The organism is Streptomyces sp. NPDC008163, from assembly GCF_042956885.1.
Classification (GTDB): domain Bacteria; phylum Actinomycetota; class Actinomycetes; order Streptomycetales; family Streptomycetaceae; genus Streptomyces; species Streptomyces drozdowiczii_A.
The window spans coordinates 482,885-504,150 of the sequence record NZ_JBIBHG010000003.1; the positions used below are offsets into that span (position 1 = coordinate 482,885).

Annotated in this window: 17 protein-coding genes; 7 read left to right on the forward strand and 10 right to left on the reverse strand. The window is 73.8% G+C overall.

Annotated features, from left to right (window positions below):
* Positions 1–11: 11 nt before the first annotated feature.
* Positions 12–1,127: a glycerate kinase gene (locus tag ACFZAT_RS10065; RefSeq protein WP_391262577.1), complete on the reverse strand. Its 1,116-nt coding sequence runs from the start codon at positions 1,125–1,127 to the stop codon at positions 12–14.
* 125 nt (positions 1,128–1,252) lie between these two features.
* On the opposite strand from ACFZAT_RS10065, the gene ACFZAT_RS10070 reads away from it, so the two are divergent.
* Positions 1,253–1,744, forward strand: coding sequence for an NUDIX domain-containing protein (locus tag ACFZAT_RS10070; RefSeq protein WP_391262579.1), 492 nt, complete (start codon positions 1,253–1,255; stop codon positions 1,742–1,744).
* A gap of 14 nt (positions 1,745–1,758) precedes the next feature.
* On the opposite strand, the gene ACFZAT_RS10075 is transcribed toward ACFZAT_RS10070, so the two are convergent.
* Positions 1,759–1,959, reverse strand: a complete 201-nt coding sequence (locus ACFZAT_RS10075; protein ID WP_391262581.1) for a DUF2191 domain-containing protein — start codon at positions 1,957–1,959, stop codon at positions 1,759–1,761.
* Positions 1,960–1,998: 39 nt separating this feature from the next.
* Between ACFZAT_RS10075 and ACFZAT_RS10080 the strand changes: the two genes are divergently transcribed.
* Positions 1,999–2,640 carry a methyltransferase domain-containing protein gene (locus ACFZAT_RS10080; RefSeq protein WP_391262582.1) on the forward strand — a complete coding sequence of 214 codons (642 nt, stop codon included), beginning with the start codon at positions 1,999–2,001 and terminating at the stop codon, positions 2,638–2,640.
* Positions 2,641–2,879: 239 nt separating this feature from the next.
* Positions 2,880–3,464 (forward strand): TMEM165/GDT1 family protein, encoded by a 585-nt coding sequence (locus ACFZAT_RS10085; protein WP_161210183.1) that lies wholly within the window; start codon positions 2,880–2,882, stop codon positions 3,462–3,464.
* 67 nt (positions 3,465–3,531) lie between these two features.
* Here ACFZAT_RS10085 and ACFZAT_RS10090 read toward each other — a convergent pair whose 3' ends face one another.
* The 7 genes from ACFZAT_RS10090 to ACFZAT_RS10120 form a co-directional block, all read right to left on the reverse strand.
* Positions 3,532–4,032 (reverse strand): methylated-DNA--[protein]-cysteine S-methyltransferase, encoded by a 501-nt coding sequence (locus ACFZAT_RS10090; RefSeq protein WP_391262584.1) that lies wholly within the window; start codon positions 4,030–4,032, stop codon positions 3,532–3,534.
* Positions 4,029–5,519 (reverse strand): AlkA N-terminal domain-containing protein, encoded by a 1,491-nt coding sequence (locus ACFZAT_RS10095; protein WP_391262585.1) that lies wholly within the window; start codon positions 5,517–5,519, stop codon positions 4,029–4,031. Before ACFZAT_RS10095 ends, ACFZAT_RS10090 begins: the two co-directional genes overlap by 4 nt.
* 180 nt (positions 5,520–5,699) lie before the next feature.
* Complete coding sequence (locus tag ACFZAT_RS10100; RefSeq protein ID WP_391262586.1) at positions 5,700–7,412, reverse strand: aldehyde dehydrogenase family protein; 1,713 nt, start codon at positions 7,410–7,412, stop codon at positions 5,700–5,702.
* Positions 7,413–7,449: 37 nt separating this feature from the next.
* Positions 7,450–8,751 carry an MFS transporter gene (locus ACFZAT_RS10105; RefSeq protein WP_391262587.1) on the reverse strand — a complete coding sequence of 434 codons (1,302 nt, stop codon included), beginning with the start codon at positions 8,749–8,751 and terminating at the stop codon, positions 7,450–7,452.
* A 29-nt stretch (positions 8,752–8,780) separates the two neighbouring features.
* Positions 8,781–9,704 carry a TauD/TfdA family dioxygenase gene (locus ACFZAT_RS10110; protein WP_391262589.1) on the reverse strand — a complete coding sequence of 308 codons (924 nt, stop codon included), beginning with the start codon at positions 9,702–9,704 and terminating at the stop codon, positions 8,781–8,783.
* A 193-nt stretch (positions 9,705–9,897) separates the two neighbouring features.
* Complete coding sequence (locus tag ACFZAT_RS10115) at positions 9,898–10,500, reverse strand: TetR/AcrR family transcriptional regulator C-terminal ligand-binding domain-containing protein (protein WP_391262591.1); 603 nt, start codon at positions 10,498–10,500, stop codon at positions 9,898–9,900.
* 56 nt (positions 10,501–10,556) lie between these two features.
* Positions 10,557–12,077 carry an AMP-binding protein gene (locus ACFZAT_RS10120; RefSeq protein WP_391262592.1) on the reverse strand — a complete coding sequence of 507 codons (1,521 nt, stop codon included), beginning with the start codon at positions 12,075–12,077 and terminating at the stop codon, positions 10,557–10,559.
* Positions 12,078–12,150: 73 nt separating this feature from the next.
* Between ACFZAT_RS10120 and ACFZAT_RS10125 the strand changes: the two genes are divergently transcribed.
* The 4 genes from ACFZAT_RS10125 to ACFZAT_RS10140 all read left to right on the forward strand — a co-directional run bounded on the left by ACFZAT_RS10125 (position 12,151) and on the right by ACFZAT_RS10140 (position 17,748).
* Positions 12,151–12,768, forward strand: coding sequence for a TetR family transcriptional regulator (locus ACFZAT_RS10125; protein ID WP_391262594.1), 618 nt, complete (start codon positions 12,151–12,153; stop codon positions 12,766–12,768).
* Between the two features lie 24 nt (positions 12,769–12,792).
* Positions 12,793–14,451 carry an acyl-CoA dehydrogenase family protein gene (locus tag ACFZAT_RS10130; RefSeq protein WP_391262596.1) on the forward strand — a complete coding sequence of 553 codons (1,659 nt, stop codon included), beginning with the start codon at positions 12,793–12,795 and terminating at the stop codon, positions 14,449–14,451.
* Between the two features lie 499 nt (positions 14,452–14,950).
* Positions 14,951–15,946, forward strand: coding sequence for an SUMF1/EgtB/PvdO family nonheme iron enzyme (locus tag ACFZAT_RS10135; protein WP_391262598.1), 996 nt, complete (start codon positions 14,951–14,953; stop codon positions 15,944–15,946).
* Between the two features lie 65 nt (positions 15,947–16,011).
* Positions 16,012–17,748 (forward strand): sulfatase-like hydrolase/transferase, encoded by a 1,737-nt coding sequence (locus ACFZAT_RS10140; protein WP_391262600.1) that lies wholly within the window; start codon positions 16,012–16,014, stop codon positions 17,746–17,748.
* Between the two features lie 105 nt (positions 17,749–17,853).
* On the opposite strand, the gene ACFZAT_RS10145 is transcribed toward ACFZAT_RS10140, so the two are convergent.
* Complete coding sequence (locus ACFZAT_RS10145; RefSeq protein WP_391262601.1) at positions 17,854–21,192, reverse strand: AAA family ATPase; 3,339 nt, start codon at positions 21,190–21,192, stop codon at positions 17,854–17,856.
* Between the last annotated feature and the right edge of the window lie 74 nt (positions 21,193–21,266).

Below are 21,266 nucleotides of genomic sequence, written 5' to 3' on the forward strand. Positions count from 1 at the left end.
TAGCCCCCGGCTCAGGCCAGAGAGTCGTGCGCGATCGACTCCGCGACCCGCTCAAGCAACGGCCCCGCCTGCGCCATGCACACCGCCGGATCCGGCTCCAGATCCAGCAGCGCGTACGCCCGCCGGATCCCCGCCCCCTCCAGCGCCTCCGGCGGCAGCGCCAGGCGCCCGCACACCGCCACCACGTCGACCCCCGCGGCCCGCGCCGCAGCCGCGACGCCCGCCGGGGCCTTGCCGTGGAGGGTCTGGGCGTCCAGAGAGCCCTCGCCGGTGATGACGAACGTCGCCCGGTCCAGCGCGGGCGCGAAGCCGAGGACGTCGAGCATGACCTCGATGCCGGGGCGGAAGCGCGCGCCGAGGGCGACGAGCGCGCCGTAGCCGATGCCCCCGGCCGCCCCGGCGCCGGGGAGCCCGGCCTGCTCGGGGCCGAGGAGCGAGGCGTAGTGCGCGAGGGCCGCGTCGAGGGTCGCGATGTCCGCCTCGGTCGCGCCCTTCTGCCGGCCGTAGACCTCCGGCGCGCCCTTCGGGCCGGTCAGCGGGTTGTCGACGTCGCTGGCGAGGATCAGGTCGATGTCCGCGAACCGGGGGTCGAGCCCGGACAGGTCCGCCTCGGCGAGGTCCGCGAGACCGCCGCCCCCCGGCCCGACCGGCTTGCCGTCCGCGTCGAGGAAGCGCGCGCCGAGCGCGGCGAGCATGCCCGCGCCGCCGTCCGTGGTGGCGCTGCCGCCGACGCCGAACACGATGGTCCGGGCCCCCGCGTCGACCGCGGCGCGCAGCAGCTCCCCGGAGCCGTACGTGGTGGCCGTGAGCGGCGCGAAGACGCCGTCCGGCAGGTGCTGGAGGCCGGACGCCTCGGCCATCTCGACCACCGCGGTGGTTCCCCGCACCGCGTAGGCGGCGGTGACGGGGTCGCCCAGGGGCCCGGTCACCCGCGCCTCGCGGCGCTCGAAGCCGGCGGCCACCGCCGCCGCCACCGTGCCGTCGCCGCCGTCGGCGACCGGCAGGGTCTCCACCCGTACGTCCGGGACGACGCGCCGCAGCCCGGCCGTCACCCGCTCCGCGACCTGCACGGCCGTGAGCGAGCCCTTGAACTTGTCCGCCGCGACGAGCACGCGTGCGGTCTCCATCACTGCTCCGTCCGTCACCATGATTCCTTTGCATTCGAACAGGCAGTCGCGCCGCCCCGACCCTATCCGGCGCACCCCCTCCCTGCCCATGGTCTGATCGATCAAAGTGGCCGTACGCTGACCGTATGACCACTACTGACTACGCCACGTATATCGCCGGGCTCCCCAAGGTCCTCGTCGGCGCCGCCTGCGTCTTCAGGGACGCGGGCGGCCGGGTGCTGCTGGTGGAGCCGAACTACCGGGAGGGGTGGGCGCTGCCCGGCGGGACGGTCGAGTCGGCGGACGGGGAGGGGCCGCGCGAGGGTGCGCGCCGTGAGTCGCTGGAGGAGATCGGGCTGGACATCGAGCCGGGCCGGCTCCTCGTCGTGGACTGGGCGCGCGGCAGCGACCGGCCGCCGATCGTCGCGTACGTGTACGACGGCGGGGTCCTGGACGAGGGGCAGCTGAAGGCGATCCGGCTCCAGGAGTCGGAGCTGCTGTCATGGAAGCTGGTCGAGCCGGCGGAGATCGACCGGCACCTGAAGGGTGCGCGCGCCGGGCGGGTGCACACGGCGCTGGAGGCGCTGGAGTCCGGCACGGGCGCGGTGGAGCTGGAGGACGGCCGCCCGGTCGGCTGAGGCGACCCGGCCGGTCAGCCCTGGATCTCCGGCGGCCTGGTCTCGTCGTCGCGCGCGGTCTCCTCACGGGCCGCGACGCGGGCTTCGGTGCGGTGGCCGCGCGCGATGTAGTCGCGTACGACGAGTTCGACGGCGTCCTGCGGATTGCCGACCCCCGCCAGCACCATCACTTCGACCACGAGTTCCGCATCGAGGCTGATCGCTACCTTCGCCATGGCGCGAAGGTAGCACCGCGTCCCGATACGGTCCCGGACATGACTCTTCCCGCCACCCGGGCCTCGTACGACACCGTCGCCGCCGACTACGCCGCGCTTCTCGCGGACGAGCTGGCGGCGAAGCACCTGGACCGGGCGATGCTCGGCGCCTTCGCCGCGTATGTGGGGGCGGCCGGCGGCGGGCCGGTCGCCGATCTCGGCTGCGGGCCGGGGCGGGTCACCGCGCATCTGCGGGATCTCGGCCTCGACGCCTGCGGGGTGGACCTGTCGCCCGGCATGGTCGCCGAGGCCCGGCGGCGCCATCCGGACCTGCGGTTCGAGGTGGGCACGATGAGCGCGCTGGACCTGCCCGAGGGCTCGTTGGGCGGGGCCGTCGCCTGGTACTCGCTCGTGCATACGCCGCCGCGGGAGCTGGGGCCGTACGTGGCCGAGTTCCACCGGGTCCTGGCGCCCGGCGGCCATCTGCTCCTCGCGTTCAAGGCGGGCACGGACGACGGGGTGCGGCTTGAGCACGCGTACGGGCACGCCGTGGACCTGGACGTCTACCGCTTCGACCCGGACCGGGTGGCCGGGCTGCTGGAGGAGGCCGGGTTCGAGGTGCGGGCGCGCCTCACACGGGCGGCGGATCCGCAGGAGCGCACCCCGCAGGCGTTCCTGATCGCGCGGCGGCCGATCGGGTGAGGTAGTGTGGACGGCTGCGAAGGGGAGTAGCCCCGCAAACCGGTCGTCGACACACTGGAACCTCGCGGTTCCCGGTGGCCGGGCTCGTGGATCCTCACGGGTGGGCGAGACCTTCGGTCAGGTATGACACGCCCACGCCCTGTGGGCGGTGCCGTCATGCCGGGCCGAGTGGTCCTCCGAAACGCCGACCGGCACTTCGCGGAGATCCGGGGCCCGGCTCGTACAGAAAGCCACCCGGAATGCATCTCGACCCCCTGGCGATCATCACCGCTTTCGGGCTGATCTTCCTCGCCGAACTCCCGGACAAGACGATGTTCGCGTCGCTCGCCATGGGCACGCGCATGCGCCCGCTCTACGTCTGGTTCGGCACCTCGTCCGCGTTCATCGTGCACGTCGCCATCGCGGTGGGTGCGGGCGGGCTGCTCGGCCTGCTGCCCGACTGGATCGTCAAGCTGGTCTCCGCCTCGCTCTTCGCGTTCGGCGCGTTCATGCTGCTGCGCGGGGGCGGCGGTGACGAGGACGACGACGAGGGCCCGAAGACGGTGACCGGGTTCTGGCCGGTGTACTCGACGGCCTTCATGGCGGTGTTCATCAGCGAGTGGGGCGACCTCACGCAGATCACGACCGCCAACCTGGCGGCGAGCAACGGCACCTGGTCCACCGCGATCGGCTCCGCCGCCGCCCTGATGTCCGTGTCGGCGCTGGCGCTGCTGGCGGGCCGGTTCATCGCGAAGCGCGTACCGCTGAAGACCGTGCAGCGGATCGGCGGGCTGTGCATGCTGGGCCTGGCGATCTGGACGGTGACGGAGATCTTCACCGGCTGAGCCATGTGCATGCCCTACGGCGAAGGGCCCCGCACGAGCGTGTGCGGGGCCCTTCGCCGTACGCGGCTCAGAACAGCGCCGGGGTGCTCGCCTCCGTACCGTTCTCGAACGCCAGCAGCCGCTGTTTGCGGTCCAGCCCGCCCCCGTAGCCCGTGAGGCCGCCGGAGGCTCCGATCACCCGGTGGCAGGGCACGATGATGCCGACCGGGTTCTTCCCGTTGGCCAGGCCCACTGCCCGGGAGGCTCCGCGCTTGCCCAGGTTCTCGGCGAGTTCGCCGTACGAGCGGGTCTCGCCGTACGGGATGAGCCGCAGCTGCTCCCAGACGCTGCGCTGGAACGGGGTGCCGTCCAGGTGCAACGGCAGTTCGAAGTCGCGCAGTTCGCCGGAGAAGTAGGCGTCGAGCTGGTGGATCGCCTCGGCGAAGGGGCGCGGATCGGGCACGCCGAAGGTCTCCTCGGGGGGCCGGTGGCGCTGGCCGGTCATGTAGAGGCCGGCCAGGACCCCGTCGGTGGCGACGAGGGTGAGCGGGCCGTAGGGGCTGTCGGTGACGGTGTGCTGCCGGGTCACGGGGCACTTCCTTCCGCGTCCGGGAGGTGGTTGATCGGGTGGTCGTCGACGGTCCAGAGGTACTGGACGGCGTACGCCCGCCAGGGGCGCCAGCCGGCCGCGCGGGCGGTGAGCGCGGCCGGGGTGGCGGGCAGGCCCAGCTGCTGGGCGGACCTGCGGATGCCGAGGTCGGTCGGGAGGAAGGCGTCCGGGTCGCCGAGGGCGCGCATCGCGATGACCTCGACGGTCCAGGGGCCGAAGCCGGGCAGCGCGGCCAGTTCGGCGCGGGCCCGGTCCCAGTCGGAGTCGGGGCCGAGGCGCAGCGACCCGTCCGCGAGGGCCTGGACGAGGGTGGTGAGCGTGCGGCGGCGGCTGCGCGGGAGGGCCAGCTGCTCGGGGTCGAGCCCGGCCAGCGCCTCCGGGTCCGGGAAGAGATGGGTGAGCCCGCCCTCGGGGTCGTCCACCGGGGTGCCGTGGGCGGTGACCAGGCGGGCGGCGTGGGTGCGGGCCGCGGCGGTGGACACCTGCTGGCCCAGCACGGCGCGGACGGCGAACTCGGCCCCGTCGACGGTCCTCGGCACCCGGCGGCCCGGTGCCTGGTCGACCAGCGGGGCGAGCAGCGGGTCGGTGCGCAGTTGCTCGTCCACGGCGACCGGGTCGGCGTCCAGGTCGAGGAGCCAGCGGCAGCGGCTGATGGCGAGGGTCAGGTCGCGCGGGTCGGTGAGGGAGAGCCGGCAGGCGATGTGGTCGGGGCGCGGGGTGAGGGCGACGATGCCGTGGCCGTGCGGCAGGGCGAGGGTGCGGCGGTACGCGCCGTCGCGCCACTCCTCGACGCCGGGGACGGCGGTCGCCGCGAGGTGGCCGAAGAGGTTGCTGGGGTTGAGCGGGGCGCGGTACGGCAGGCGCAGCGAGATGACGCCGGGGGCGGCGGGCGCGGGTGCGGTGCGGGCGGCCCGGGTGCGCAGTTCGCCGGGGGCGAGGGCGAAGACCTCGCGGACGGTGTCGTTGAAGGTGCGCACCGAGGAGAACCCGGCGGCGAAGGCGATCTCGGCCATGGGTAGCGCGGTGGTCTCGATGAGCACGCGGGCGGTCTGGGCTCGCTGGGCGCGGGCCAGGGCGAGCGGTCCGGCGCCCAGCTCGGCGAGCAGCTGGCGTTCGATCTGGCGGGACGAGTAGCCGAGGCGGGCGGCGAGGCCCGGGACCCCTTCGCGGTCGACGACGCCGTCGCGGATGAGCCGGATCGCGCGGGCCACCGAGTCGGCGCGGGCATTCCACTCGGGGGATCCGGGGCTGGTGTCGGGACGGCACCGCTTGCAGGCCCGGAATCCGGCCTGCTGGCAGGCGGCCGCGCTGGGGTAGAACGTCATGTTCTCGGCCTTGGGCGGCACGACGGGGCAGCTCGGGCGGCAGTAGATCCGGGTGGTCAGGACGGCGGTGAAGAACCAGCCGTCGAAGCGGGCGTCCTTGGATCGGACCGCCCGGACGCAGCGCTCGGTGTCGGTGTGCATGGTTCAAGGATGGGCCACCGGTGGGGCCGGAGGCTGGCGGAAATCCGACATGGGCGCTTCCGGAGAGTCCCGTCGTACGCCCGGCGGATGCCAGGCGTCGCGGGCCGGACGGGACTCTCCGGACGCGCGCCCATGGAGCGTCGGGCTGCCTGGGGCCGCCCGACGCCCGTGCGGGCCTTCTCAGCCCAGGAGCGCGGAGGCGAAGATCCCCGGGAGCCGGGTCGCCTTCGGGTCGGTGGTGTAGGCCGTGAGCCGTTCCATGGTCGTGCGGCCGGTGCGGTTGGTGACGTAGTACGGCGGCCGCAGGGACAGTGACGGCGAGCCGGTGAACAGGCCACGTGGGGCGGGCGCGAAGGGGGCGCGGACGACGGTCTTCTCGACGTGCTCCAGCATGAACGCGTTGTGCACGAAGCCGACACCGCTGCCGATGTCCTGGCGGCTGTGCCCGGGGAAGGCGCCCCAGGGGGTGTAGCCGAGCAGGAAGCCGAACGCCGACCAGCAGTTGACGCCGAGGGTGCCGTAGCGGAGACCGGCGACGGCCTCCTCGACCGCGTGGCGGTGGGCGCGTTCGGTGCGGGGGTGGACCAGCAGGGTCGCACCGAGGGTGCCGGGGAGCCGGTCGTTGGCGAACTCCGTTGCCGCGCGCAGGAATTCCGGGGCGTCGGTGCCGGGCAGCCGTACGACTCCGAGGGCACTGGCGAACACCTCGATGTCGAGCATCGGGTCGCCCTCGTCCGTGATGTCCGGGACCAGGAGGCGGCAGGCGCCGTCGCCGTGGGTCTCGGCGTCCGGATGGGCGCGGACGACCGCGTCGAGGCGGTCGGCGGCGCCGGGGTAGTAGTCGGCGCGGGGCGGCAGTTCGCGCAGCACCCGGCGGATCTCGGCGAGCAGGCGTTCGGTGCCGTCCCACTCGCGGGGGACGACGAGAATCTGGCTGGCGACGCAGTTGTGGCCGGAGTTGTTCATCTTGCTGGTGACGATGTGCTCGGCCTGGAAGCGGAAGTCCGCCGCGCTCCACGGTCCCGGGGTGACGACGCAGGGGCTGACGCCGCCGAGTTCGCTGGTGAACGGCTTGTCGTTGAGCGGGGTGTCCTCGCTCCTGCGCCGCTCGGACTGCTCGTCGGTGCCCCAGACGATCGCGTCGTGGGTGCGTTCGCTGCCGGTGACGTGGATGGTGTCGACGCCGTCGTGGGTGGTGAGGTAGGCGCCGGTCTCGGCACCGCCGTCCACGAAGCGCACCCAGCCCTTCTCGATGAACTCGGCGAAGACCTGCTCGAAGTGCGGGCGCAGGTAGGCGTTGACGGGGTTCATCTTGGCGAGGACGACCTCGCCCTCCGCGTACAGCTTGTGCAGGATGTCCAGCGGGGTGATGGCGGGGACGTTGCCCGCGCCCAGGACCAGGGCGACGGCCGGGCGGCCCTGGCGGCCCCGGTACTCCCCCGCCGCGTCCGCCAGCGCCTGCGTGCGGGTGGTCCCGGGGAGGGTCCACACCTCGGCGGTGAACCCGTTGAGCAGGAGGCGGTCCGATCCGGTGGCGGGGAAGACGTCGACCAGGACCCGCCCCCCGCGTTCGCGGACGGCCGTGCGGTCGACCGGGTCCTGTCCGGCGGCCAGCCTGCGCAGCACGTGGAGGTAGGCGCTCACCGTCTGGGCCAGGGCCCAGGGGGCGGTGACCCAGTCCTCGGCGGCCCAGGCCGAGTCGGCGGCGTACCCCTTCGCGGCGGCGGCGTCGGCGACCATGGCGGGCGCGGTCTCGGCGATGCGCGGGAGCATGCGCTCCAGGAGGGCGACGCGTTCGGGGAGCGGGGTGGCGGTCCAGGCACCGGCCCGGTCGCGGAGTCCGGCGACGGCGAGGTCGAGCGAGCTGGAGTCGAGTGCGGGGGCGGCGCTCACGGGCGGGCTCCTTGGGTGGGTCCGGTGGGGGGGAGGGTCAGGGGGTCGGGCGGGCCGCGTCGCGGGCCGGGTCGATGAGCCAGAAGGATGCCGCAGCCCCCAGCACGAGGAGAAGACCGGAGAGCACGACGGCGTGCTGGTAGCCGCCGGTCCCCTGGGCGTCGACGAGGGCGCCCACGACGGCCGGGGCGGCCAGTCCGGCCATGGTGACCAGGGCGTTCATGACGCCCAGCGCGCCGCCCGCCCTGGTCGGCGGGGCCAGTTCGCTGACGGTGGTCGCCGCGACGGCCGCGTACGAACCGCCGAGCCCGAAGCCGAGGGCGATCAGCACCGTCTTGGCCGTGGCACCGCCCGCGAGCGGGACGGCCAGGCAGCACAGGGCGCCGAGTGCGAGCAGTGTGCCGCCGACCCAGCCCCGGGCCCGGCGGCTGCCGACGCCGCGCCGCATCAGCCGTCCGGTGACACCGGCCTGGGCGAGCAGCACGACGGCGCCGATGGTCCAGGGGGCGACGACGACGGTGCCCGCTTCGCCGGCCGTGTAGCCGAGGGCGTTGCGGAGGTAGGACGGCAGCCAGACCAGCATCAGGGCGACGGTCCAGTAGCTGGTGAAGTAGGCGAAGGTGGCGCCGATCCAGGTGCGGCTGGTGAGGATCGCGCGGTACGGGACCGGGGTGGCGGGCGCTCCCCCGCGTACCGGCGCAGGGGCGGTCTCCACGCGGTGTCCGCCGTCCGCGCCGAACACCTTCCAGACGGCGGCCCAGACGAGGCCCACGCCCGCCAGGACCCACAGCGCCGTGCGCCAGCCGTGGTGCTGGATGACCCAGGACAGGCCGGGCGCGGAGGTGATCACGCCGAGCGTGACGCCGAGGGTGATGAGGGCGCCCGGCAGGTTGCGCCGGTCGTTCGGGAACCAGGCGAGGGTGGCCTGCTGCGCCACCGGGAAGGCCGGGCCCTCCGCCGCGCCGAGGAAGACCCGGGAGGCGACGAGGACGGCGAGGCCGCCGCCGACCGCCGCGGGCACCTGGGCCACGGACCAGAGCAGCGCCATGAGGAGCAGCAGGACCTTCGGCGAGACCCGGTCGGCGGCGAGGCCGACCAGGACGGCGGCGACGGAGAAGAGCAGGAAGAACGCGCCGTTGACGAGGCCGAACTGAGTGGCACTCAGGTGCAGGTCCGCGCGGATCTCGTCGGCGGCCAGGCCGAGGACGGACTTGTCGGCGAAGTTGACCATCATGAAGACCACGAGGAGCACGGTCACCGTCCAGGCCCGGGTGCGGGTGCCGGCGGGTGCCACCGTTTCGGTGGGGTGCTGGGGCCGTTCGATCGGTGCCGCGGTCATGGGATCTCCCGGGAAGAGGGGCTGAGGGGTCAGGAGAGCGGCACGCCGGCGATGGCGATGCGCTCCATGATCCGGCGCTGCGGGAAGTAGTCGTTGATCGCGTAGTGCTGGGTGGCGATGTTGTCCCAGATGGCGATCGAGTCGGCCTCCCAGTGGAAGCGGACCTGGTACTCGGGGATGCGGGCCTGGAGGACCAGGATGTCGAGCAGTTCGCGGCTCTCCGCGTCGGACAGGCCGTTGATGCGGGTGGTGAAGGGCTCGTTGACGTAGAGCGTCCGGCGGCCACTGCGCGGGTGGCGGACGACGACGGGGTGCTCGACCTGGGGCCAGGACTTACGGAACTCCGTCTTCTGCTCGTCGTTCATGAGGGCGCCCCAGCTGGGGGCCCAGTCGTGCACGGCGGTGAGTTCGGCGATGCGGGCCTTCAGGTCCTCGGGCAGATTGTCGTAGGCGGCGGCCATGTCCGCCCACATCGTGTCGCCGCCCGCCGCGGGCACCTCGACGGCGCGCAGGACGGAGCCGAACGCCGGGTTGACCATGAACGAGTGGTCGCTGTGCCAGATGTTCTTGTTGCCGGCGGCCTTGGCGTCCTTGGCGAGGCGCGAGACACCGGCCGTGCCGGTCTTCGGGAAGAACGGGTTGGGCTCCGGAGGACCCCAGACACCGGACAGGGCGAGCTGGTGGTCGGCGGTGAAGCCGGTCTGCTTGCGGAAGAAGATCACCTTCCACTCCAGCAGCGCCTGGCGCAGCTCCTCGGCGAGTTCCTCGGTGATCGGGCGGGTCAGGTCGACTCCGTCGAGCACGGCGCCGAAGTGCGGGGTGAGCGGGCTGATCCCGACCTGCCGGTAGGTGACCGGCTCGGCGCCGGGCGCGAGCCGTTCGAGGGTCCGGCTCCCGTAGTGCATGAGCGGCTTGTCCAGGACCGGCTTCGGGTTCGTCACAGCGGTCTGCATGGGTGTTCCTCCCGGCGGTGCGCTAATTACGTAACGAGCAGTATCGATATAGGCGCGTGACGGGGCAAGGGGTGGGGCGGGTTGATTTACCGGCGGATTCGGTGACGGTCCCGGGGTGGGTTCTGTGACGGTCCGCCCCGGTTCGGGGCATGCCGGAGCGCCCGGCGGCGGGCCGCGTCACGGGCGAAGGGCGTTACGCGGGGGCGGCGACCGCGCGGCTGATCAGGTCCACCACGGAATCGACCAACCGCTGGTCCGGCAGGCGCTGTTCGCCGACCATGCGGAAGACCAGCGAGGCGGCGACGAGCGTCGCGGCGGCGGCGATGTCGACATCGGCCCGGACGTCGCCACGTGCCACACCGCGCTCCAGGAGGTGGCGGGTCTCGCTCATCACGCGGGCCGTGTAGTCGCGGTACGCGCCCGGCTCGGCGCCTGCCTCCGAGGCGGAGCCGATCACCCCGGCGAGCAGCCGCGAGACGCCCGGCTGCCGGTACGCCTCCATGCGCGCCGTCAGCACGGCGCGCAGCTCGGCCCGGAAGTCGCCCGTGTCGGGGACGGTGAGCGGCCCGATCCGGGACTCGGCGGCGGCCAGGACCAGATCCTGCTTGGTGGCCCAACGCCGGTACATGGCAGGTTTGCTGACGCCGGCCCGGGCCGCCACCGCGTCCATGGTCAGCGCGCCCATGCCGTGCTCCGTCACCAGCTCCACGACGGCGTCGAGCACGGCCCGGGTGACGCGCTCCTCGCGGGGTCTGCCGGGGCCCCGCCGGGTCCTGGGCACCTCTTCGTCGGCCATGCCCCGACCCTACGCGGGCCGGGTCCACCCCCTCCCGCAGGGGTGAGGACCCCGGCTCACCGCGCCAGCTCGTCGCGCAGCACGTGCTTGGTGACCTTCCCGGACGGCGTGCGGGGCAGTCCGGCGCGCAGGACGAGCTCGCGGGGCACCTTGTAACGGGCGATCCGGGGCTCCAGCCAGGTGCGGACGCCGTCCAGGTCGAGCGCGGCGCCCTCGCGCGGGACGACGACGGCGACCACGGTCTCGCCCCACTGCGGGTGCGGCCGGCCGACGACGGCGACGTCCAGAATGTCGGGGTGGCCGCGCAGGGCGCCCTCCACCTCCTGCGAGGCGACGTTCTCGCCGCCGGTGATGATCACGTCCTTCATCCGGTCCACGACCGTGACGAACCCGTCCTCGTCCACCCGGCCCAGGTCACCGCTGCGGTACCAGTCGCCCGCGAACACCTCGGCGGTGGCCTTCCCGTCGTCCAGGTAGCCCACCATGCGGGTGTCGGAGCGCAGCCGGATCTCGCCGGTCTCCCCCGCCCCCGCGTCCGAGCCGTCCTGGCGCACCACCCGCAGCTCGACCCCGGGCATGCCGCCCCGGCCGATCGCGCCGGCCTTGGTGACGTGCTCGGCGGGCGAGAGGGCGGCGCCGACGGGGCCCATCTCGCTCATCCCGTACACCTGGTGGAAGTTCTCGGAGCCGTACGCCTTCATGAGACGGCGCGCGGTGTCCGCGTCGAGCGGTCCCGCGCCGTAGATCCAGGCCCGCACGGACGAGAGGTCGTACGAGGCGAAGTCGGCGACCGTCCGCGTCGGCGCGATGAGGGCGATCGGGGCGCCGAACATCGCGGTGACCCGTTCGCGCTGGATGGTCTCCAGCATGCCCCGGGGCTCGTACGCGCGCTGGAGGACCACCGTGCCTCGGGTCAGCAGCGTGCCCATCACCCAGTTGTTGAGCGGGGAAGCGTGCCAGACGGGCATGCAGATCAGGAACCGTTCGTCGCGGCGCAGCGGGATGGCGGCGGCGGTGTAGGCGGCCGTCAGGGTGATGGTCCGGTGGGTGTGGACGCAGCCCTTGGGAGTGCCGGAGGTGCCCGAGGTGTACAGGATCTGCGCGATGTCGCCGTCCGTGCCCGGCTCCCCGGCGAACGGCTCGGCGGCCGCGATCCGGGCCTCGAACGCGTCGGCGGGCAGGGTGTCCGGCTCGGCGTCGGGGTGGCTGACCAGCCAGGTCGTCCCGGCGTCGGCGGCGGTGGCGCGCTCGCCGATCTCCGCGTCGACCACGGCGATCCTGGCCCCGCAATGGGCCAGCTGGCGTGCCACCTCGGCGGTCTGGAGCTTGTGGTTGACCGGGACCAGGGTGGCGCCCGCGTACCAGGCGCCGAACGCGGCGAACAGGAAGGCCGGGGTGTTGTACGTCATCACGGCCAGCCGGTCGCCGGGGCGCAGCCCGGCCTCCCGCAGCACGGTCGCGGCACGACGGGCCGCGTCGGCGAATTCCCGGTAGGACCACCGCCGCCCACGGTAGACGACCGCTTCGTGGTCGCCGGCCGAGCGGACGGCGCTGTCCAGCAGGGTACTGAGGTGCATCACGTTCTCCTGACGAGCATGACCGTGCGAACGGACCATGGCGGGAAACTCTGAATGATGGTTCACTTCTTTCATGGCCTACCGCAAGACCCCAGCCGAAATCAGTCGGCTCGAAGCAGCCAGGGAGCATCTGATCGCCGCCGCGACCTCGGTGGTCACGGAGGTCGGCTGGTCGCAGGCGTCGGTCACCGCCGTCGCCGACTCGGCCGGCATCGCGGCCGGCTCGGTCTACCAGCACTTCTCGTCCAAGGCGGCGCTGGCCGTCGAGGTGTTCCGGCGCGCCGCCGGGCGAGAGGTCGATGTCCTCGGCACGGTGCTGCGCGAGCCCGGGACCCCGGTCGAGCGGCTGGCGCGGGGCGTCGAGGTCTTCGCCCGCCGCGCCCTGGAGAACCGGGGCCTGGCCTATGCGCTGCTCGCCGCCCCGGCCGATCCGGCGGTCGGCGCCGAACGCCTCGACTACCGCCGCCGCTACCGCGCCCTGTTCGCCGAGGTCGTCCACGAGGGCATCGAGGAGGGCCTGCTGCCCGCGCAGAACGGCGAGATCACCGCCGCCGCGCTCACCGGCGCGGTCGGCGAGGTCCTGGTCGATCCGCTCGGCGCCGGCGACGGGGAGACCACCGAGGCGCTGCTCACCGAACTCGTCGCCATGGCCCTGCGCTGTGCGGGCGCCCCGCCCGCACAGCGGCCCTGACACCCCTTCCACCAGGAGGATCCCGTGCCCGAAACCGTCGCCCCGCGCAGCACCCCCGCCGCCGCGACCCACGAAGTGACCAACCAGGCACCGCCACTGACCGGGTACGACGCGGCCGACGACGCGGTGCTCCTGGAGGGCCTGCGCCGCGAGGGCGCCGAGTGGCACACCGAGGAGCTGCACCGGCTCGGCCGTTACGTCGGCAGCGCGCAGGCCCAGGAGTGGGCCGAGCAGGCCAACGTCAACGAGCCCGTGCTGCGCACCCACGACCGGTACGGCCACCGCGTGGACGAGGTGGACTTCCACCCCGCCTACCACCACCTGATGAACGCCTCGGTGGGCGCGGGCCTGGCCGGCGCCGCCTGGGCCGACGAGCGCCCCGGCGCCCATGTGGCCCGCGCGGCCGGCTTCATGGTGATGTCGACGCTGGAGGCGGGCCACCTGTGCCCGGTCTCCATGACGTACGCCGTCGTCCCGGCGCTGCGGCACGCCCCCGACCTGGCGAAGACGTACGAACCGCTGCTGACCGGCCGGGTGTACGAGGCCGGGCTGCGCACCCCCGCCGAGAAGCCGGGGCTGCTCGCCGGGATGGGCATGACGGAGAAGCAGGGCGGCACCGATGTGCGCGCCAACACCACCACGGCCACCGAGGCGGGCGACGGGACCTGGCGGCTGCGCGGGCACAAGTGGTTCACCAGCGCCCCGATGAACGACCTCTTCCTGGTTCTCGCCCAGACGCCGGGCGGCCTCTCCTGCTTCCTCGTGCCGCGCGTCCTGCCGGACGGCAGCCGCAACACCTTCCGCGTCCAGCGGCTCAAGGACAAGCTCGGCAACCGGTCGAACGCCAGCAGCGAGCCCGAGTTCGACGACACGGTCGCCTGGCTCGTCGGCCCGGAGGGCAAGGGCGTGCGCACCATCATCGACATGGTGACGATGACCCGCCTGGACTGCGTCATCGGTTCGGCGGCCGGCATCCGCGCCGCGCTCGCCCAGGCCGCCCACCATGTGCGCCACCGCTCGGTCTTCGGCGCCAAGCTGATCGACCAGCCGCTGATGCGCAATGTGATCGGCGACCTCGCGGTCGAGTCCGAGGCGGCGACCACGCTAGGGCTGCGGCTCGCCGGGGCCGCCGACCGCGCCCAGCGCGGCGACGCGCGGGAGCGCGCGTTCCTGCGGCTGGCCACGGCGGTGTCCAAGTACTGGGTGTGCAAGCGGCAGCCGGTCGCGGTCGCGGAGGCGCTGGAATGCCTCGGCGGCAACGGCTACGTCGAGGACTCGGGCATGCCGCGCATGTACCGGGAGGCCCCGCTCAACGGCATCTGGGAGGGCTCGGGCAATGTGAACGCCCTCGACCTGCTGCGCGCGCTGGCCCGGGAGCCGGAGTCCCTGGACGCCTTCCGCGCCGAGGTCGAGGCCGCCTCGGGGGCGGACCGCCGGCTGGACGCGGCCTGGCGGGACTTGCGCGGCGAGCTGGTCCTCACCGAGGACGCCCCGCTGCGGGCCCGGCGGCTCATCGAGCGCGCGGCGCTGGTCCTCCAGGGCTCGCTGCTCGTCCGGCACGCGCCGACGGCGGTCGCCGACGCGTTCTGCGCCTCGCGGCTGGCCGGGGACCGGGGGCTCGCCTTCGGCACCCTGGCCCCGGACACCGACTTCGCGGGGCTGCTGGAGCGGCTGCCCGTGTAGCACGTCGCCGGGATGCTGTGAGCGCGGATCACAGCATCCCGGCCGACTTCACCCCGTGCGACGCCCGCCCGTCGACGGCACGGGGCGATCTCATCAGCCGGACGCGGCATTGAACGTCCGGCCGCTCCGTGGTGTCATCTCTCCTATGTGGAGTGCCCGTTCAGCCCGCACGGTACTGCTGGACGCGTTCTGGCCCAGCCGTCGCGTCGACCACTTCGACCAGTTCTGTCGCTGAGCACTCCCCCCTTCGCAGCTGCCGCCCCGATCCGACGGGGCCGTTCCTGAGCTGCCCGCCCGAGTCCGCGCGTTCCGCGGAACGCGTGACGTCACGTCCCCGGCCTCCGCGCCGCCCCTCGCGCACGGTCTTCTGCCGCGTCCGCGCTGACGCCCCTCGGTGATCCGACGCCCCTCGGTGATCTCCGGCTGTGCGCCGTGCGGCTCCCAGCCCTGCCTCCGCGCGCGGATACGCACCTCCACCAGCCCTGACAGGAGCCCAGCGATGTCCTGCTGCACCCCGGCCTCCGGGAGCCGTGACGTCTGCCATGCGTCCGGATCCCCCGCCCTGCTCACCATCGGACCGCACGGCCCGTACCGCCCCACTCCGCAGAGGCGCGAAACCCGGGGCCAAGTCCCCCTGCCCGGAGCAACGTTCGCCATGGGCGACGGGTTCGGTGAGGGATACGCGGCCGATGGCGAGGGCCCGGTGCACCCGGTCCGGCTCGACCCGTACCTGATGGACGTCACCACGGTGACCAACGCCGCCTTCGCCAGGTTCGTCAAGGACACCGGCTACGAGACCGAGGCCGAACAGCTCGGCGTGTCCGCCGTGTTCCACCTGGCCGTGCGGGCGGAGCCCTCCGACATCGTCGGGGAGGCGGCCGGAACACCCTGGTGGCTCGTGGTACGAGGCGCATCGTGGCGCCACCCGGCCGGACCGCTCTCGTCGGTCGGTGCACTGCGGAACCACCCGGTGGTCCAGGTGAGCTGGAACGACGCACAGGCCTACTGCGCCTGGGCGGGCAAACGCCTGCCCACCGAGGCCGAGTGGGAGTTCGCGGCACGCGGCGGCCTGGCGGGCCGGCGTTTCCCCTGGGGCGACGAGCTCAAGCCGCGCGGAAGGTGGAACTGCAACATCTGGCAGGGCACCTTCCCGACCCGGAACACCGCCGAGGACGGGCACGAGAACACCGCTCCCGCGAAGTCGTACCGGCCCAACGGCTACGGCCTGTGGAACATGGCCGGCAACGTCTGGGAGTGGTGTGCGGACACCTTCGCCGCCGACGCGTACGCCGCTCGCGCCGGCGACCTGCCCGTACACGACCCGCGCGGGCCCTCGCACGACCCGGACCCGGACGCCCGCCGGGTCATGCGGGGCGGCTCCTTCCTCTGTCATGACTCGTACTGCTACCGCTACCGGGTCGCCGCCCGGTCGGGCAACACCGCCCGGTCGGCGGCTGCGAACGTCGGCTTCCGCTGCGCCAACGACGCCGCGTGACAGCACGTCCGCCCCACGCTCCGCCCCCTCACCGTCCCGTACCGGCCCCTTCGAGGAGAGATGTCATGCCCAGGAAAAATGCGCGGCTGATCGGTCTGCTCAGCCTTCCGCTGATACTCACCCTGCCCACCCTCGGCGCCCCTGCCTCCGCCACACCGGCCCACCCACAGCCGAGGACCGGCGCAGCGGCCACGCCCGCGCCGAACATCGTGTACGTCCTGGCCGACGACTTCGGCTGGACGGACGTCAGCACGGGCCGGACCAACGCCGGCCACCCCAGTGATTACTACGAGACGCCCACCCTGGACCGGATCGCGCGCGAGGGGGTCGCCTTCGACAACGGCTACACCTCGGTGAACTGCACACCGACCCGTGCCGCGCTGCTCACCGGCCTGTACGCCCCGAGGCCCCAGAACAACATCTATCTGGTCGGCGATCTCAACCGGGGCGGCGACGACACCCTGTTGAAGGGGCCCGTCCAGGGGCGCGCGGACGGAGCGACCGCCCTGCCGGACGACGCACGTACCATCGGCGAACGCCTGCAGGACGTCGGCTACCACACCGGGTACTTCGGCAAGTTCCACGTCAGCCGGTCGGGTGCGGACATCGTGACGCAGCACGGCTTCGACGAGAACTTCGGCGGGACCAACGCGGGCGACCCCGGCGCCTATCACGCCGTGGACGGACACTTCCACGCCAAGATCGGCCCCGCGCTGGACGCCTATGCCGCCGACTACACACAGGAGTACGTCGACCGGAACATCAGGCCGTACAGCCAGGGTGTGAGCTCCGCCGCCCTGGACGCGCTGGTCGGCACGGACAAGCACGTCACCGACGCGCTGGCCGACGCCGAGCTGGGCTTCATCGACCGCAACAAGAAGGACCCGTTCTTCGCGTTCGTCGGTTCCTATGCCGTCCACACCCCGGTCGGCGAGAAGCAGGCCCGTGCCGACCTGCTGGCCAAGTACCGTGCGAAGGCACCGGGCCACAGCACCTCGAACCCGTCGTACGGGGCGCTGATCGAGGGGCTGGATCAGAACGTGGCCCGCCTCGTCGACCGGCTGCGGACCACCTCCGACCCGCGCAATCCGGGACACGTCCTCGCCGACAACACCGTCCTGCTCTTCAGCGGGGACAACGGCGGTGTGGAACGGTTCACCGACAACGGGCCGCTGCGCGGCCAGAAGGGCGAGCTGCGGGAGGGCGGCATCCGGGTCCCGCAGATCGCCTGGAGCACCAACCCCCAGCTGGTACGCGGAGACCGGGTCGACCACACCCCCGTGTACGTCGCCGACCACACGGCGACGATCGCCGCGCTCGCGGGGGTTCCGGCGGCCGACCGCGGACAGCTCGACGGCGCCGACCTGAGGGGACGGCTCAACGGCTCGGCCCCGCTGGAGCGTGACGCGCTGTACTGGCATCTGCCCGGCTACCTGATCGAAGGCGGCCGCGACCAGCGTCCGCAGTCGGTGATCCGTTCCGGCAAGTGGAAGCTCGTCTACTCCTACGAGGACCGCTCCTGGGAGCTGTACGACCTGGCGAACGACATCGGTGAGGCCCATGACCTGGCCACCGAACAGCCGACGGTCGTCACGGACCTGGGCACGAAGCTGATCCGCTGGCTGGACGAGGTCGACGCCCCGCTGGCGACCCTGCGTGCGGGGAAGGCACCCCTCACGTTCACCGTCACCGGGAGCACGTACGCCGACGACAAGACCGTACAGCGCCACAACGAGACCGTCGTCGTCCGGCCGGGCGAGGAAGTACCGGTGGTGCTGCAGGTTCCCGCGGCGGCCCGCTGACGTCGGCAGCCGCACCACGCGCCGGGCCCCGAACCCGGCGGCTCCGGACGGGCCCGGCGACCCGGGCGCGGAAGGGAAGGCCCTGGGCCGGAACCGGACGCCCCGCTACCGGGCGTCCGGTTCCGTTTCCATGAGCGCCCGCACCTCGGCCGTATGGACCGCGCCCGCCGGGTAGGGCAGGACGCGGGCCAGGTCGTCGGCACGTGTCAACGCCTCCCGGGCCGCCTCCTCGTCACCGAGCCGGTACAGGGCCAGGGCCAGAACCGTCCGCGCGTCCGCCTCGGCGAGCCGTTCGCCGGTGCGCCCGGCCCGGGCCACCTCGTCGCCCGCGAGGCGCCGCGCCGCCTCCGGCCGGCCGGAGTGCAGCTCGGCCCAGGCGGCGAACACCGGCACGTCCCGCTCATGGCCGGCCAGCGCGCGCAGCGCCTCGTCCCGGCCCCCCGTCCGCAGGGCCAGCTCGGCGCGGGCGGCCCGGACCTCGTGGCCCGCCTGCCGGTCCACCAGGCCCGGCGACGACTCCGCGCGGTCCAGCAGGGCGGCGGCGTCCCGGGTGTCCCCGGTGCGCATCCGGACGAGGGCGAGGGCGGCGAGGGTGTACGGCAGACACCACGCCTCGTCCTCCTCGGCACCCGCGACCGCCGCCTCGGCGAGGATGCGAGCGGTGTCGAAGTCTTCGAGGAGCAGATGGAGTTCGGCGAGGTTGGCCCGCTCGAAGGCGGCGCTCGCAGGGTCGCCGGACTGCTCGGCGAGGTCGAGGGCGCGCTGTCCGGTGGCGACGGCCTCCCGGAGCCGGCCGCCCCGCCGTTCGTTCTCCCGCAGCGTCGAGAGCACCGAGCCCAGCAGGGTCGGATCGCCGTACTCCTCGGCCGGGGGAAGCGCGAGGTCGGCCGCCGCACGGGCCTCGTCCAGCCGGCCGCTCAGACCGAGGACGCTGGCGCGCAGCGAGTACGTGCGGGCGATGAGGCCCTGCCCCGGCCTTCCGGTGACCCGTCGCGCGGCGGCCAGGGCCTGTTCGGCGACCCGGCAGGCGTCCTCGTACCGCCCCTGGATGCGGCACAGCAGGCCCTCGGCCAGGTAGTGGCCGGCGGCGGGCTCGGGTGCCGTGTCCGAGGTCACCGGGTGCGCGGCGAGCACCTGGCGGCCGGCGTCGGGCAGGCCGGTGCGCCCGAGGGTGTCGGCGAGCCAGGCCGCCGCGAGCACGATGTCCTCGTGATCGCCGCGTCCGACGAACTCGTCGAGGGCGAGGCGCAGCACCTCGGCGGCCTGGGCGAAGTTCCCCATGCGGCGCAGGACCTGGCTGTGGGCGAGGCGGGCGCGCGCGGCGTCCGCGTCGAGCCGGGCGACCAGGTCGCGGTAGTAGCGGTCGGCGGTGTCGTTGGCGAAGAGGGCGGCGGCGCGCGCGGCGGCCCGGCGCAGGTAATCGGCGGCGCGCGGGTCGTCGGCCCGGGTGAAGTGGGAGGCCAGGGTGTCGACGGCGTCGGGGCGGCTGCGGAGCACCGCCTGCGCGAAGGCGCCGTGCAGCTGCCTGCGGCGGATGGCGGAGAGCTTCTCGTAGCAGGTGAGCCGCACCAGCGGGTGGCGGAACGTCAGCCCCGCCTCGTGCCGGCCGCCGACCAGGATGTCCCGCTCCTCGATGAGGCCCATGGCCCGCTCCAGCGCGTCGGCCGCCGCGCCCCCGGTGACGGCGGGGTGGAGGCCGTGCGCGGCGACATCGAGCAGCTCTGACAACGATGTCTCGGGTCCGGCCACGGACAGCGCCTCGACGATCCTCCGGGCGTCGGGGTCGAGCCGGGCGAGCCGGTCCGCGACGAGCTGGCGGATTCCGTCCGGGGCGACGGTCCCGGCGCCGTCGGCCATGCCGTGGGCCAGCTCGACGGCGAACAGCGGGTTGCCGAGGGAGAGTTCCCAGACCCGGTCCGGGGTGCCGGAGACGGGGGCGGCCTTCAGCCCGACCGTGTCGCGTACGACGGCGAGGCACGCCTCATGGTCCAGGCGCGGCACCTCCTCACGGACGGCGAGCCCCTGGCGGGCCAGCGAGGCGAGGCCGGCGGAGCGCGGGTCGCCGTCGGGCATCTCCTCCTCCCGGTACGTCACGAGGAACCGCCAGCCCTCGGTCTGCGCCGCTCGCCGGGCCAGGTGGCTGAGCAGCTGGAAGGAGCCCAGGTCCGCCGCGTGCAGGTCGTCCAGCACGACCAGCACCGGCTGGACGGCGGCCAGTTCGCCGAGCAGGCCGGCGGTGGCGCGGAAGAGGCGGTCGCGCTCCTCCTCGGGGCTGCGCTCGGAGTCGGCGCGGACCCGGCCGAGGGCCGGCAGGAAGGCGGCCAGTTCGGGGTACTCGCCGCCGACGCGGGCACGTTCCGCCTCGTCGCGTTCGGCCAGCCAGCCGTCCAGGGCCTCGGCGAAGGCGCCGTACGGGGTGTGCCCCTCCGCGTCGTGTCCGCCGCCCCACAGGACGGCGGTGCCGGAGGCGGCGGCCTGCCGGGCCGCCTCGCCGGCCAGCCGGGTCTTGCCGACGCCGGGCTCGCCGGTGAGCACGGTGACGACGGCGGGCCCGTCCGTCGCGAGCAGCCGCCCGAGCACGGCCGCCCGTCCGCGCAGCGGGGTGGCGGCGGGCACCCGGAGCGAGGCGGGCAGGGAGGGCACGGAGGGCGGTCCCGCTGGCTCCGCCGCGAGCGCGGCGCGGTGCAGGCGCTCGGTCCCGGGGCCGGGCCGTACGCCCAGTTCGGCGTCGAGGGCCGCGCGGCAGACGTGGTATTGCCGCACCGCGCGGCGGCGCAGCCCGAGCCGGGTGTAGGCGTCGATGAGGAGGCCGTGGGCGGCCTCCTCGACGGGGTTGTCGTCCAGGAGCCGTTCCGCGAGAGCGACCGCCTCCTGGGGCTCGCCGGCCCGGAGGTGGGCATCACCGAGGGCGAGCAGCAGGCGCTCCTTGAGGGCGGCGAGCTGCGAGCGGCGGCCCTCGACCCAGTCGGCGTAGCGGTCCTCGGGGAGGAGTTCGCCGGAGTGACGGTCCAGGGCTCGCCGGAGGGCGTTCACGCCGCCGGTGGCGAGCGCGGTCCTGGCCTCCTCCTCGGCGCGGTCGGCGTCGATGCGGACGCGGGCGGGGTCGAGGTAGAGCAGTCCGCCTTCCGAGAGGAGGTAGGACGAGGTGGCACGGGAGGCGAGCTCGGGTTCCAGGGCCCGGCGGGCGGCGTGCAGGGCGACGCGCAGGCTGCCATGAGCGGCCGTGGGGTCCGCGTCGGGCCAGCAGACGTCGATGACCTGTTCGCGGTGGAGCCGGTGTCCGGGTACGACGGCGAGCAGCTTCACCAGGGACTGAGCGGTCTGTCTCGGCCAGCGCTCGGCCAGGGCCGGTCCGCCGTCGCGAGTCACCCGGAATCCACCGAAAAGGCGTATGTGCACCAGGGGTGGGGCCTGGTCCGTGCTGTGTGTGTGCCGCTCGTTCATGAGGGCGCCCACTCTAACCGGGCGTGCGGTGGCCCCATCCGGCGAGTGCCGGGGTGGCTTCCCGGGGCGTTGCC

What these genes read in the sequence shown, in the direction of transcription:
- ACFZAT_RS10085 (WP_161210183.1), top strand. Translation starts at nt 2,880, where the DNA reads ATGCATCTCGACCCCCTGGCGATCATCACCGCTTTCGGGCTGATCTTC.
- ACFZAT_RS10075 (WP_391262581.1), bottom strand. Translation starts at nt 1,959, where the DNA reads ATGGCGAAGGTAGCGATCAGCCTCGATGCGGAACTCGTGGTCGAAGTG.
- ACFZAT_RS10110 (WP_391262589.1), bottom strand. Translation starts at nt 9,704, where the DNA reads ATGCAGACCGCTGTGACGAACCCGAAGCCGGTCCTGGACAAGCCGCTC.
- ACFZAT_RS10125 (WP_391262594.1), top strand. Translation starts at nt 12,151, where the DNA reads ATGGCCTACCGCAAGACCCCAGCCGAAATCAGTCGGCTCGAAGCAGCC.
- ACFZAT_RS10145 (WP_391262601.1), bottom strand. Translation starts at nt 21,192, where the DNA reads ATGAACGAGCGGCACACACACAGCACGGACCAGGCCCCACCCCTGGTG.
- ACFZAT_RS10070 (WP_391262579.1), top strand. Translation starts at nt 1,253, where the DNA reads ATGACCACTACTGACTACGCCACGTATATCGCCGGGCTCCCCAAGGTC.
- ACFZAT_RS10095 (WP_391262585.1), bottom strand. Translation starts at nt 5,519, where the DNA reads ATGCACACCGACACCGAGCGCTGCGTCCGGGCGGTCCGATCCAAGGAC.
- ACFZAT_RS10115 (WP_391262591.1), bottom strand. Translation starts at nt 10,500, where the DNA reads ATGGCCGACGAAGAGGTGCCCAGGACCCGGCGGGGCCCCGGCAGACCC.
- ACFZAT_RS10120 (WP_391262592.1), bottom strand. Translation starts at nt 12,077, where the DNA reads ATGCACCTCAGTACCCTGCTGGACAGCGCCGTCCGCTCGGCCGGCGAC.
- ACFZAT_RS10080 (WP_391262582.1), top strand. Translation starts at nt 1,999, where the DNA reads ATGACTCTTCCCGCCACCCGGGCCTCGTACGACACCGTCGCCGCCGAC.
- ACFZAT_RS10105 (WP_391262587.1), bottom strand. Translation starts at nt 8,751, where the DNA reads ATGACCGCGGCACCGATCGAACGGCCCCAGCACCCCACCGAAACGGTG.
- ACFZAT_RS10065 (WP_391262577.1), bottom strand. Translation starts at nt 1,127, where the DNA reads ATGGAGACCGCACGCGTGCTCGTCGCGGCGGACAAGTTCAAGGGCTCG.
- ACFZAT_RS10135 (WP_391262598.1), top strand. Translation starts at nt 14,951, where the DNA reads ATGTCCTGCTGCACCCCGGCCTCCGGGAGCCGTGACGTCTGCCATGCG.
- ACFZAT_RS10140 (WP_391262600.1), top strand. Translation starts at nt 16,012, where the DNA reads ATGCCCAGGAAAAATGCGCGGCTGATCGGTCTGCTCAGCCTTCCGCTG.